This window comes from Leeuwenhoekiella sp. A16 (genome assembly GCF_047946675.1).
Classification (GTDB): Bacteria; Bacteroidota; Bacteroidia; order Flavobacteriales; family Flavobacteriaceae; genus Leeuwenhoekiella.
In genome coordinates this window covers 4,287,783-4,299,869 of sequence record NZ_CP172313.1, presented here as the reverse complement: position 1 = coordinate 4,299,869, position 12,087 = coordinate 4,287,783, and the positions used below count along the sequence as shown (strand labels likewise).

At 36.3% G+C, this 12,087-nt stretch carries 13 protein-coding genes; 1 reads left to right on the top strand and 12 read right to left on the bottom strand.

The features are described from left to right. Positions 1–163: 163 nt before the first annotated feature. From ACH3O9_RS18745 to ACH3O9_RS18720, 6 genes are all read right to left on the bottom strand, one after another. Positions 164–1,036, bottom strand: coding sequence for a sulfate/molybdate ABC transporter ATP-binding protein (locus ACH3O9_RS18745; protein ID WP_416443041.1), 873 nt, complete (start codon positions 1,034–1,036; stop codon positions 164–166). Continuing rightward, entirely contained in the window at positions 1,033–1,704 is a 672-nt protein-coding gene (gene modB / locus ACH3O9_RS18740) for a molybdate ABC transporter permease subunit (protein ID WP_416446732.1), read from the bottom strand. Before modB ends, ACH3O9_RS18745 begins: the two co-directional genes overlap by 4 nt. Further along, entirely contained in the window at positions 1,704–2,102 is a 399-nt protein-coding gene (locus ACH3O9_RS18735; RefSeq protein WP_416443039.1) for a TOBE domain-containing protein, read from the bottom strand. Before ACH3O9_RS18735 ends, modB begins: the two co-directional genes overlap by 1 nt. After that, on the bottom strand, positions 2,099–2,863 hold the full coding sequence (gene modA / locus ACH3O9_RS18730) for a molybdate ABC transporter substrate-binding protein (protein ID WP_416443037.1): 765 nt from the start codon (positions 2,861–2,863) through the stop codon (positions 2,099–2,101). The genes ACH3O9_RS18735 and modA overlap by 4 nt, the downstream gene beginning before the upstream one ends. Continuing rightward, positions 2,860–3,588: a DUF2490 domain-containing protein gene (locus ACH3O9_RS18725; RefSeq protein ID WP_416443035.1), complete on the bottom strand. Its 729-nt coding sequence runs from the start codon at positions 3,586–3,588 to the stop codon at positions 2,860–2,862. Before ACH3O9_RS18725 ends, modA begins: the two co-directional genes overlap by 4 nt. A 154-nt stretch (positions 3,589–3,742) precedes the next feature. Next, the gene (locus ACH3O9_RS18720) at positions 3,743–7,822 is read right to left on the bottom strand and encodes a T9SS type A sorting domain-containing protein (protein ID WP_416443033.1); all 4,080 of its coding nucleotides are present in this window, start codon (positions 7,820–7,822) and stop codon (positions 3,743–3,745) included. 355 nt (positions 7,823–8,177) lie between these two features. Between ACH3O9_RS18720 and ACH3O9_RS18715 the strand changes: the two genes are divergently transcribed. Next, complete coding sequence (locus ACH3O9_RS18715; protein ID WP_416446730.1) at positions 8,178–8,654, top strand: nucleoside deaminase; 477 nt, start codon at positions 8,178–8,180, stop codon at positions 8,652–8,654. Between the two features lie 39 nt (positions 8,655–8,693). Here the strand turns inward: ACH3O9_RS18715 and ACH3O9_RS18710 are convergent, their stop codons facing one another. Genes ACH3O9_RS18710 through ACH3O9_RS18685 form a run of 6 tightly spaced genes read right to left on the bottom strand, consistent with a single transcriptional unit; the run spans position 8,694 to position 12,080 of the window. Then, on the bottom strand, positions 8,694–9,209 hold the full coding sequence (locus ACH3O9_RS18710) for a DinB family protein (protein WP_416443031.1): 516 nt from the start codon (positions 9,207–9,209) through the stop codon (positions 8,694–8,696). Continuing rightward, complete coding sequence (locus ACH3O9_RS18705; protein ID WP_416443029.1) at positions 9,206–9,772, bottom strand: YfiT family bacillithiol transferase; 567 nt, start codon at positions 9,770–9,772, stop codon at positions 9,206–9,208. Before ACH3O9_RS18705 ends, ACH3O9_RS18710 begins: the two co-directional genes overlap by 4 nt. A gap of 17 nt (positions 9,773–9,789) precedes the next feature. Next, complete coding sequence (locus ACH3O9_RS18700; protein WP_416443027.1) at positions 9,790–10,176, bottom strand: VOC family protein; 387 nt, start codon at positions 10,174–10,176, stop codon at positions 9,790–9,792. Between the two features lie 6 nt (positions 10,177–10,182). After that, a complete protein-coding gene (locus ACH3O9_RS18695) occupies positions 10,183–10,587 on the bottom strand; it encodes an RDD family protein (RefSeq protein ID WP_416443025.1) in 405 nt (134 codons plus the stop codon). Further along, positions 10,584–11,609 (bottom strand): glycoside hydrolase family 5 protein, encoded by a 1,026-nt coding sequence (locus ACH3O9_RS18690; RefSeq protein ID WP_416443023.1) that lies wholly within the window; start codon positions 11,607–11,609, stop codon positions 10,584–10,586. Before ACH3O9_RS18690 ends, ACH3O9_RS18695 begins: the two co-directional genes overlap by 4 nt. A gap of 15 nt (positions 11,610–11,624) precedes the next feature. Then, positions 11,625–12,080 (bottom strand): hypothetical protein, encoded by a 456-nt coding sequence (locus tag ACH3O9_RS18685; RefSeq protein ID WP_416443021.1) that lies wholly within the window; start codon positions 12,078–12,080, stop codon positions 11,625–11,627. Between the last annotated feature and the right edge of the window lie 7 nt (positions 12,081–12,087).

The window sequence follows — 12,087 nt, the reverse complement described above, 5'->3', positions numbered from 1 at the left end:
TCATGCTGAACTTGATTCAGCATCACATTTAATTGTAATAATAATTGCAATAAGACCCTGAAATAAATTCAGGGTGACGCCTGTCTTAAGCTTAAGAACACAAATTTAATTAATACTCAAAGATAGGAGTAATTGAGCAGGCAGACTTTTATTTCGATTAAATCTATATTTTTTGAATCACCGGGTTGAAGGCTTTTGAAGCAACGAGCACTTTATCACCAATATTAAACGCATTAATTTCAGATTGTTGAGCGATAATTTTCACCAGGTTATTTCCTATTAAAACAGTGAGGATGTAGACGACCTCTTCTTTCTGAATATTTAAAATTTCACCGGTAAACCTGAATTTCGCACTTAGCGTATTATGGCCAAAAACGGTATCTGGAGAGCCGTTACTCGTAATAATCCCATTTTCAAGCACAAAAACCTGCTCAGAAAGCTTAAAAATCTCCCCAATCTCATGACTTATCAGGATCGTAGTCAGGTTAAAATCGCGATGAACTTTTAAAATATAATCCTGAAGTTTGAGTCTCATTTTACTATCAAGGGCAGACATAGGTTCATCAAGCAAAAGAATCTCAGGTTTTTGAACCAAAGCTCTGGCAAGAGCAACACGTTGTTTTTGACCGCCGCTTAAAGTTTCAGGTTTTCGATTTTGTAGTTCACCAAGTTCTGCAGTTTCAATGAGCTGCGAGATGATAGTTTCATCCTGATTTTTATGTAAAGCATATTCCAGATTTTGGCGCACTGTCATATTAGGAAACAACGCATAATCCTGAAAAACAAAGCCTACTTTTCTTTTTTGTGGCGGTAAATTGATGCGCGAATCAGCATCAAACCATTTCTTTTCGTTTACACTTATTTTTCCGCTGTCTGCTTTTAAAAGCCCGGCGATCATTCTAAAGGTTGAGGTTTTGCCTGCTCCAGAATCACCATAAAGCGTTACGAACTGACCTTTCTCAATAGTGATCTTGATATCGAGATGCATTTCGCCATGAGCGCTTTTCAGCGTTTTTTGTAGATCGATATGTATCATTTTCCCCATTTTTTTAAATAGCCGCCGTTTACCAGATAAACAGATAACAAAATGATAAATGTGATTGCGAAAAGTATAACTGAATAGTTGTTTGCCACGCTATAATTGAGAGCTTCAACTTCATCATAAATGGCGATCGATGCGACTTTTGTTTTCCTCGGAATGTTACCGCCAATCATAAGAACAACGCCAAATTCACCAATGGTATGCGCAAAAGAAAGAACAATACCGGTGAGTAAAGCGGGTTTTATATTGGGGATTAAAACCTTCATTAATGTGGTAAATCGAGATTTCCCCATGGTGTAACTTGCTTCTTTTAAATGAGGTGGAAGCGCTGCAAGTCCCGCCTGAATGGGCTGAATCATAAAAGGCAAACTATAAATCACCGATGCCAGAACAAGACCGCCAAAAGAGAAAATGAGTTTTATGCCCAGCCACTCGTGTAACCAATTGCCAAAACCATTTGACGGACTAAAAGCTACCAGCAGATAAAAACCCAAAACCGTTGGCGGCAGAACCAGCGGCATACTTACCAGGGTTTCAAGTACAGGTTTTAATTTAGTTTTAGTAAAAGCCAGCCAATATGCCAGAGGGATACCAATAATAACCAGAATTGCGGTTGTAATAACCGCCAGTTTAAAAGTGAGAATAAGAGGAGCCCAATCTATCATTCTGAAAGTAGAATTTCGTTGGTTTTGATCATGGCCGTCACTTCTTTTCCTATTTCGATTTTTAATTGCTCCACAGCGCCAGAAGTTATCACAGAGGTGATTGTGCCCACAGCAGAATTTATAACGATCTGGCTAAGCAACTTTCCTTTTTCAATATTAATAACAGTGCCTGTAATCTTATTTTGCAGACTGATATTAGACGTATCGCCGGTAGCCATAATCACTTCAGTCTCTTTAAAAAGTAGTTTTATGGTATTCTCTTTTTTTAAATAAGAAGCAGTAGCAGGCGTCTCGATGACGATAGCTTTAAAAAGCAGATCGTTAACCAGACAGCTTACCAGCGATAGGCTTCCGTTTACTTCAAGATTAGTTATTTTGCCTGTTAGAATGTTCATTTTTCAGGAACAAGGTATCCAAAATTTTCAAGAATGGTTTTCGCTTTAAGCGAAAATAAAAAATCATAGAATTGCTTTGCTTCGTTATTATTTGTGGCACTTTTTAATAAAACAGCAGCCTGCGCGATAGGCGAGTAGAGGGAAGAGTCGATCTCGCTCCAGCTACCTTTATTTTTCATAGCGGGGGAAAGCACCACAGATTTTGCTGTAAAACCTACTTCTGCAGCTCCCGAAATTATAAATTGATTGGTTTGAGAAATGCTTTCGCCAAAAACCAGTTTGTTTTCGACCTGATCATACAGATTAGAATTTTTCAAGGTTTCAATAGCTGCTACTCCGTAAGGCGCGGTCTTAGGATTTGCCAGTGCGATATGTACGATTTTAGGGTCAGAAAGTGCGATAATGGTTGGTTTTAGGTCGGTTTTTAGAGACCAGAGAACCAGGTTGCCGTAGGCGTAAATTTGAGGTTTTTGAGCTGTAAAGCCATTTTTTGCCAGATTTAAGGGATATTTTTCATCTGCTGAAACAAAAATATCATACGGAGCTCCTTCTTTTATCTGCGCTGTAAGTTTACCTGACGAACTAACAATTACTTCGCAGTCAATGCCACTTTCTTCGTAAAATTTCGCGGTAAGCGCTTTCATAGCAAATTGCATATTTGCTGCCGTAGCGATGGTGATCTTTTTTGCAGAATGATCTTTGCAGCCCAGAAATACTGCTGAAAATAACAAACAAACTAAATGAATATGTCTCACTTTCATGGGGATGTATTTTTAGAAATATCAATTTTGTGTTTGATGCTTAGCCAGAAAATATGGGTTCTGGTATAGCTGGCCGGACTATTTTTTGCGGCAAATTGATTGTTATACGTGAGTGAGATATCTACCTTCTTGTTTAATGGCGTTGATGCGGAAAGCAAAATTCGGTTTTGATCAAAAACATCATAAGTAATATTATGACCAGCATTTAGGAAAATTTCATCTGCCATAATTAGATCTAAAGTTTTATCAGGATTTGATGAAATTTTGAATACAGGTATGGTAAGCTGAAGTCTGTACCGAAAGCGCATATTGAACGAATTATCATTTGTAATCCTATCTTCAAAAAAGCGTTCTTCAACACGTAATCTATGGTCTAGAGCCAGAGTTAACAGTGCACTTTTTAACTGAATTTCCTGAAAAGGTCTGTACTCCATTTTAGATAATGACTCATCTTCATAAGAACCCGAAATTCCCAACCCGGCACCTGTCTCAAGAGCATCAGCTATTTTATAAGTTGCCTGTGATCTTACCAGGTATTGTGTGTGATGACTAAAAAAATCTTCCCAGCGATACTGAAAATCGCTATTTATGCTCCAGTTTTTAGAAAGTTCGAGTTGGTTATAGTAAGCCAGCCATTGCTGGTTTTTGTGATCAACTTTCTTTTCTTGCGCTTTTGCGAAAATTGAAAAGAATAACAGAATGTAGAAAATGTAATGGTATTTCATGCTTTGGCAAAAGAATCTGTTGTTTTGTGAGGATAATATTACTTGAAAGATGATGATTATTTATTAAAAAAGTCTAAAAGTTCTATTTAGAAAGTATACATAAAATAAAAGGGAGACATTGTGTCTCCCTTTCTTAAAATTGATGGTTTGCTATTTATTTTACAATAAAGCGTTCTTTAAAGACTTCTCCATCTGTACTTTTAACATTAAGCAGATAAACACCGGTTTGCAGTTGATAAACAGGAATTGTCATTCTTTTTGAATTACTGCTTTCAGGTTTATAGTTTTTGATCTGTAAGCCTTTCATGTCATAAATGGCAATTTCTTCAATAGTAGAATTACCTGTCCACTGAAAATTAAGATTTGAAGAAACGGGGTTAGGATACAAACTGATAGAATCTATGTTCGATTTTATGCCATTTACAGCCAGTTTTTGCCCTTCAATTATCGATTTTTCAGCAGTTACGACTGGTTTTATATCGATATAATCAATTTTAGTATTAAATCCGCCTTCAGCATCGATGGTTAATTTACCGTCGCTTACGGTAATAGTAGCTGTAGCAGTTGTAAATCGGGTAGATGTGCCAGATCCACCGGAAGGAATGAAATCAGTAATTAAGGTTACGCCTTCTGCATTTATCGTGTGAGAAGGTATTGTACCGGGACCATCCATACCGCCATCACCTGCACCAATTGTAACTTCGTATTCACCGTTAGGTATTTCTACTTCCCATTTACCTTCTTCCGGGGTTCCGTTAGCTCCTGCCACATCCTGATATTGCATGTGTATGATCGTATTCTGAAGTGGACTAGCATTGACTAAGTTTCGGTTTCGGGTGTTTGTCGAAAGGTTAATAGGCATTTCGCTTGAAGCGGAGATCCAGCCATAAGAGTAATCATTAAGCCGGTCTGCAAAGGCATGACCAGAATCTTTCAAATATCCTTCTGGAGGAAGATCATCAGCGGTTGAAAAGTTCACTTTAAGATCACCATAATTTTCTGGTTTTACCTGAATATTGAGATACAATTCGTATTCTATAATACCGTTTGTAGTCAATATTTTTAAAAAATATTCTGGTGTCGTATCATAATTTAATTCATCCAATACTTTTATTTTACCTTGTAATGGATTAACTTCAAAAGTAGATAAATCAGAGTTATTGAGAAGTTCGTAGGTGAATGTGCTAAGGTCAATTCCTGGAATATTAACAGAACCAATAATATTGCCTGGTTCTATGTTTTCATTTATTAAAAGTTTTTGCGAGTAACTCACAGGTCTGTAGTCCAGTGGTATTATCTCTATAAAATTTAGTTTAGTATTAGTACCTCCAATTGCATCAATGGTTAATTTACCATCATAGACTTGTATCTGAGCAGAACCGCTAGCATAGTCAATCTTCATGATATCTTCAAAAAAGCGATAATTATCGATAACGCTTACTCCTTCAATATTAATAGTGTGTGATGAGTCATAATTATACCAATGCATATACGGGTCTCCTATACCCACCTTTATCTTGTACGCGCCATTAGGCACCTCTAATTCCCAAAGAGCATCTATTGGTACTCCATTTGTGCCACCTGTATCGCCATATTGCATGTGTATAAAAGTGTTTTGCAGCAGATTTGCGTTATAGGCATTTCTATTTCTTGCATTCTGGGAGATATTAACAGGTAAACCATCTTCCGCATTTAACCAACCATATGAATAGCCATTGTTTTTTGGAGCAAAGGGTAGTCCTGAATCTTTGAGGTAACCAACAGGGGCGGTATCTTCTGCCCTTGAAAAATTAATATATATAGGTTTAGGTGCGGGATTTAGAGTAAGATAATTAATCTTTGTATTAAAACCTCCATCAGCGTCAATTGATAATTTACCATCACTTACCCGTACCGCTTTTTGAGCCGAAATAAATCTATTTTCTTCTCCGAAATTTGCTTTGGGTTGAAAATTATTAATGAGATTAAAGTCTTCCACATTAATTGTATGAGAAGGTGTAGTTCCCGGACCATCTATTGCCGCATCCCCTGCTCCTATACTTACTAGATAATCTCCATTTACTACTTCCATTTCCCAAACACCTTCTTTTTTGCTGCCATTGGGTCCATTAACATCTCCATATTGCATATGTAGAAGCGTGTTTTTGACAACATTTAAATCATCTAAACCCCGATTTCGACCGTTCATGACTAAACTGATTGGTACAGACCTATCCTTTTCCATCCAACCATAGGTGTACCCATTATTTCTATTTGCGAAAGCTTCACCGAAGTCTTTGAAATATCCTAGAGGTGCCGTAGTTTCAGTATCCTGAAAGTTAATCTTTAGCTCATTTTTATCAGAATATGGCAATGAATTATTTTTCTTTATAAATACAGTATAATCATGGACAATATCATTCAGATCGCAAGCATATGGCGAATAATCAAGAATGACTCGCATTCTGGTATTTCCCTCTTTCACATCCTCAGGAATGATAAAAGAACCTGTAGTAATCTCAGCGTCTTTACTTTTTTCAAAAATCATTTCCTCACTGCTAGAAAATTTTTTATCATGATTATAATCAATATAGACTGCATACGATTTTTGGCTGCTGTAACCCCATTCATTTATAAATTTGGGACTTGTGATCTTTATAGGTATTATTTCACCTCTCAACAAATCACTGGAGATACTGGTAAAATCTCCATAAGAAACATCAGCAAAATTATTTATAGAACCAACTTCTACCTTCATCTCCGTGATTTCTGCAGGTGTATCTGTTTCAATAGGAACGCAGTATTCTATTAATATTTTTTTTGCTTCTATACTCCATATTTTTTTCTCACCATTTTTTGAGGCTACTGTATAGTTTAATTCATTTGTGCTAAAATCTCTTGCTGTGCCAAGAGGAGGATCAATTGTAGAATTCTTTGGTATTATAATATTGGGAGTTATATTTTTTAAATCAACTTTAGAATCAACTTCAAAAGTGACATGTGAATTATTGTAATCAATCTTAGCAGATTTAAGTTGTTCACTAACAGAGAAATAAAGAATATCAGTTGCTGGCCCGTTTAGATTTAATTTTAGGGTCCAGAAATTGGTATTGTCATTGTTAGATTCAGCTCTAGACTCACCAGATAATAGATATTGACCATTAATTTCAAATACATGCAAAGCATAAAATTCAGTTTTAATGGGAAGTTTATTCTCCCATTCTATAATACCATTTAAACCAATTTTTAAAATTTCGGAACCATTTAATAATAGATAACTTCCATCTCTAGTGGCTAATATCTGTAGTATGTGCATATTAGGTTTGTCAGTATATATTTTTTGCCAGATGAATTCTCCATTAGCATCCAGTTCTGCGATCCAAGGATGTGCCTCGCTACCATAATATTTATGTGTACCTGTGATTAAATAATTGCCGTTAGTAGATTGTGCAGCTCGATAGACTTGTATATCTAAATACTTATCTCCTAAGCTTTTTTCCCATATTTTTTTTCCATTCATATCAGTCTTTGTCAAATAATTACGCGGTGTAGAGTAATCATAATCAATTCTTTGAATTCTTAATAATCCCCCGTCTGAGGTAAATATTGAATATCCAGTAACTGCATTTGAAAGATTATCCGTTTCATAAGTATATTTGCTGGATTCTACTATTGTACCATCATAGTTAAGCTTGATGGTCTCGTCAACCTCATAATTAGAATATTCAAAATAACCCTCGTGGTAGCCATAAGAACCGTCTATATAATATCCTCCTTGAGCCTTACTTAAATTTTCCATGCTTTCATCATATTGGTTGCCTAAAGTAGTATCCCATAATTTTATACCATTACCATCTACTTTTATTAGCCAATAATCAAAACTATCATTACTATTTTGTGATTTATCACCAGATTTGTTGCTATTAGAAGTACCACCAAGAAGATATCCGCCATCTGGAGAAATAACTATTTCACTTAAGATATCAGTACCGTCACCTCCATATGTGTTTTTCCATTCTAATTTGCCCAGAGCATTAATTTTTATTATAAAAAAATCTTCATTTCTATTACGGGAGTTATTCCCAACAGGGAATGAAGACCCGCCTAAAATAAATCCCCCATCTGAGGTCTGTAATGTAACTTTTAACTCATTACTTCTTTCGTCTTCATATTCTTCATACCACTCAACTTCTGGTAGTTGAGCAAAAGATAGACTCGCGGTTAGTACAGTAAATAATAGTAAAATTGGTTTCATATTGGTTAGGTTTTAATTAGACATAAGTCTGGCTGTTAGCACTTTTTTATAAGTGCAAATTAAATAGACAGATTATCGACAAAACGTGATACTCTTATAAGCTATGCGGAGGGATTAGCTAGTATATAGACAATTATTATATGGTATAGGGATCCATATTTGACTTGTGTTAAAAATATAAAAAAATTTAAGGTCTGAGAAATTTTTTACAAGAATAATTACATCTAATTATCATATTTGCAAATACTTACAGGTGAAAGTACGAAAACACTCGATTTTTACTGTGTTTTTATAACATGTGAATTAAGATATACCTTGAAGCACAATTCTTATATTTACCCGTTGAAAAATGGATATGACAGAACAGGATAAAATATTTATGCGCCGTGCAATCGCTCTTGCAGAAGAAGGAATGGATAAAGGCGCAGGAGGCCCTTTTGGTGCAATTGTAGTTAAAGACGGCAAAGTAATAGCAGAAGGTTATAACAAAGTAACTTCTACTAACGATCCTACTGCTCACGCAGAGGTAACTGCTATACGTAGTGCTTGTGAGGCCTTAAAATCGTTTCAGCTGGATGGATGTGTAATTTATACTTCTTGTGAACCATGCCCCATGTGTCTGGGTGCAATTTACTGGGCAAGACCAGATAAGGTATTCTATGGCGCAAATAGGGAGGATGCCGCAGCTATAGATTTTGACGATCAGTTTATTTATGATGAGATCGCAAAAGATATGGACGATAGACAAATTCCTTTCTACAAAGTACTTAGAGAAGAGGCTGTTCCCGTTTTCACGAAATGGAGCCAGAAAGAGGAAAAAACAGAGTATTAATCGTTTTTTACCGGTTAGAGCCCGGTTTTTGGCATAAAATCACCGATTTTTTACAACGCTAATTGTGACCAGCATTTGGCCAATGTGGCGCTGGCTATGCTCTGCAGCATGAAATAAAAGACCAATAACGGTTGACGGAAGCTTTATCCGACCAACAGTTCTTTCTTCCATAAGAATTGCTTCAGGTACTGTTTTGAATTTCGCTAAAGCTTCTTTTACTTTTTCCGCGAAAGCATCTACTAGTTGGTCTACTGAAACATCAACAATTTTGCCTTCTTTTTTAAGGTAATCAAATTGATTTTCAGATAAATTTTCACCAGCTGCATAAGTAAGCATACGGTCTAAAACACCAGTTAAATGCTGCAAATGAAATCCTACAGAAGCTCTTCCTGCAGGTTTTTCCCATAAAAGTTCAGGGGGGAAATCTGCAGTATATTTATACATATCTTCTACCGCTTGTTTTAGCGCGTGGGCTGCTGGTTGTAGCAAAGCAGGAATTTCTGGTAACTTACCTCTTAACCAAACTTCTGGAAGACTATTTACATTATCTGTCATTGATCAAACTTATTATTTTGTACCGCACCTTTTGCCTGAATAGCTAATTTTATGTGCCCGAGATGGTGACTACAATGCCAGGCATAAATACCAATGTTTTCTTTTAGTGAAAAATGTTTGCCATGTTCAGGATGCACAAATGCTCTGTTGAGTTCTTCCGTTGCCAAAGATTTTAAAAGTATAGCCCAGCGCTGGTGCAAGCCTTCAATTATTTTTAGTGAAAGACTTGTATCTGCTAATGAAGAATCGGCTAATTGTGCCCATTTATCCTCTAAATAGGGCTTAATAATGGGAGAATCTTCCGTTAGCGAAAGTTTAAACCGAATAAAACTATTCATGTGGCTGTCTGCACAGTGATGAATAAGTTGCTTTATCGTCCAGCTTCCTGATCTGTATTGCCATTGCAATTCTTCTTCAGAAAGATCGTTCACAGCCAATTTCAACTTTAATGGAAAGGACTCGATCTCAAAAATCCATTTGTCTATTTCCTGAGCGGTAATTGTGACTGGTTTCACAAATTTACCAACAGGATATCTCAATTTTTCTAAAGCCATGTCTTCCATACTAAATCGTGTTTTAGTTAAATCTCATAGAACTCAAGCGGCAAATTATCAGGGTCTGTAAAAAAGGTAAATTTCTTACCTGTGATCTCATCTATACGCACGTCTTCTGTTTGTATACCTTTTTTCGCTAGAGCGTCAATTTCACTTTCAATATTATCTACAGCGAATGCTAAATGTCTTAAACCGCTCGCTTCTGGTCTGGATAGACGCGGCGGAGTATCTGGAAATGAAAACAATTCTATCACATAATTTTCACCCAAGCCTAAATCGAGTTTAAAAGAATCTCGTGCAGCACGATAGGTCTCTTTTAAAACCGAAAACCCCAAAACTTCTGTATAGAATCTTTTTGAAACCTCGTAATCTGTGCAGATGATCGCGATATGATGAATTGCTTTAATTGCCATGTTTTTCTAATTGAAGTTTTCTTTAATGACTGTCGTTTTTGATAACCGGTCGTGAAATCCATCTTTGACTACTATAAACGAAGTTCTGTCAAACGGAATGAATCTACAAAGTGTTCTTATAAAAATATCATTTAATGATGGTTTAGAACCGGTTTGAGTTACAACTTTTGTTTTGGTTAAAAATTTGCCCAGAGTACGTTGAAACTTAAATTCCATAACCACATAATAGATTATAAAAGAACCAAATATGCAAAGAATAAGTCCGCCGTTTATTATGTCAATATTCTTAGTACGAATAAAAAGGTCTAGTATTAAACTGAATATGAAAGTAAGAGCCAGCCATGCAATTGTGTCTATTATTAAGTGCGCCAGGCGAAACCATTTATTAACTGTGAGTTCCTGATTTATCAATATTTCTTGTTCTTTAATTTTAATTCTTCCCGCACTAATTTTCCTGAAGTTGTAATTTCTGAATCTGGCCAGCCGCCTTCTGCTGCGGCACCCGGTTTTAAAGCTGCAGCCAGTTCTTCTTTATCTGCAATAGACCAGTTGCACCACGAGATGTTATGATCGTCCAGATATTGCCACCATATTTTAGATTCTGCTTCATCAATTTCTTCATCTCCAGAAGCCTGTGTCGTACCAAATTCTGTTACAAAAAGCGGAACTTCATTCTCAAGCGCTTTGCTCGCTATGTCTCTAAGCCATTGTTTGTGAGTAGCTGCGTAATAATGCAGGGTGTATGCCACATTAGGATCATCAATTTTATTATCGATAACTTCATCTACATTTTGCGACCAATTGCGCGTACCACATACGATTATATTATCAGGATCATATTTACGTATTTCTGCAATTACCGTCTCGTGGTATGGTTTTAAAACTTCCGCCCACGATACATCAAGTGGCTCATTAAAAGTCTCATAGATCACATTAGGGTAATCACCATACTTTTTTGCCATCTCGCCAAAGAACTTTTTAGCTTCATCAACGTGATTTTGCGCTTCATGATCGTGCCAGTCTATGATCACATAAATGCCTTGCTCGATCGCTGCATCTATCACAGCCATTACTTTTGCTTTTTCTGCCTCAGGATTTGTAAGATAACCATCAAAATCTACTGCCATTGCGGCGCGAACTACCGTACACTGCCAGTCTTCTTTTAGCCATTTTATTGCGCTGGCATTGTAATATTTGCCAATCCACTGGCTCCAGAAAAGAGACATGCCACGCAATTGAACCACTTCATTGTTTTTATCCAGAATTTTAGTTCCTTCTATGTGCAGCGCGCCGTGTTCCTGAACTACGGAATTTACCGCAGGGGTTTGTCCCTCTATTGGGTTTTCAGCTTCATTTTTTGCTGTATCATTTTCTGTAGAATTTGAGTTGCAGCTTAATAAAAATGCAGTGAAAAGTAGTACTATGTATTTCATTTTGTAAAGGTTAATTTAAGTTTGTGCTGGGATTTCTACAATGATAATCCCTGTTGAGTTTTCTACTGTATAAGAATAATTAAGAACCGAAAAATCACTAATTTCATAAAATGAACAGCAATTTTCATTTTTCATTTGAGAGTTAAGAGCGATATCGATCTTAATTCCATTACCGGGATCTATATAGTATGTGCTTATATTACTATCCCAACCAAATTCATCGGCTTGTAATAGATTAACATTGTTTTCGGTGATGAATGTATACTGCAATTGCTTACCATTTTTATCAGTAATCTTAATATCATCGCTGTTCAAAGTACCGTTAGTATACAGGTTTTCACCGCTGGCCTTATCTACTATTTTAAATAAAAATACAGGCGGTGGAGTAAAACAGCTCATATCATCACAATCTCTGGTGTCACAGCTCATCAATGATAAGATCGCTATAAGAATTAGCATGTGTTTTTTCATTACTACT

Bases quoted from the DNA above. Each gene is read 5' to 3' on its own strand.
- ACH3O9_RS18745 (WP_416443041.1), bottom strand. From the start codon at position 1,036: ATGATACATATCGATCTACAAAAAACGCTGAAAAGCGCTCATGGCGAA.
- ACH3O9_RS18735 (WP_416443039.1), bottom strand. From the start codon at position 2,102: ATGAACATTCTAACAGGCAAAATAACTAATCTTGAAGTAAACGGAAGC.
- modA (WP_416443037.1), bottom strand. From the start codon at position 2,863: ATGAAAGTGAGACATATTCATTTAGTTTGTTTGTTATTTTCAGCAGTA.
- ACH3O9_RS18725 (WP_416443035.1), bottom strand. From the start codon at position 3,588: ATGAAATACCATTACATTTTCTACATTCTGTTATTCTTTTCAATTTTC.
- ACH3O9_RS18720 (WP_416443033.1), bottom strand. From the start codon at position 7,822: ATGAAACCAATTTTACTATTATTTACTGTACTAACCGCGAGTCTATCT.
- ACH3O9_RS18715 (WP_416446730.1), top strand. From the start codon at position 8,178: ATGACAGAACAGGATAAAATATTTATGCGCCGTGCAATCGCTCTTGCA.
- ACH3O9_RS18710 (WP_416443031.1), bottom strand. From the start codon at position 9,209: ATGACAGATAATGTAAATAGTCTTCCAGAAGTTTGGTTAAGAGGTAAG.
- ACH3O9_RS18705 (WP_416443029.1), bottom strand. From the start codon at position 9,772: ATGGAAGACATGGCTTTAGAAAAATTGAGATATCCTGTTGGTAAATTT.
- ACH3O9_RS18700 (WP_416443027.1), bottom strand. From the start codon at position 10,176: ATGGCAATTAAAGCAATTCATCATATCGCGATCATCTGCACAGATTAC.
- ACH3O9_RS18690 (WP_416443023.1), bottom strand. From the start codon at position 11,609: ATGAAATACATAGTACTACTTTTCACTGCATTTTTATTAAGCTGCAAC.
- ACH3O9_RS18685 (WP_416443021.1), bottom strand. From the start codon at position 12,080: ATGAAAAAACACATGCTAATTCTTATAGCGATCTTATCATTGATGAGC.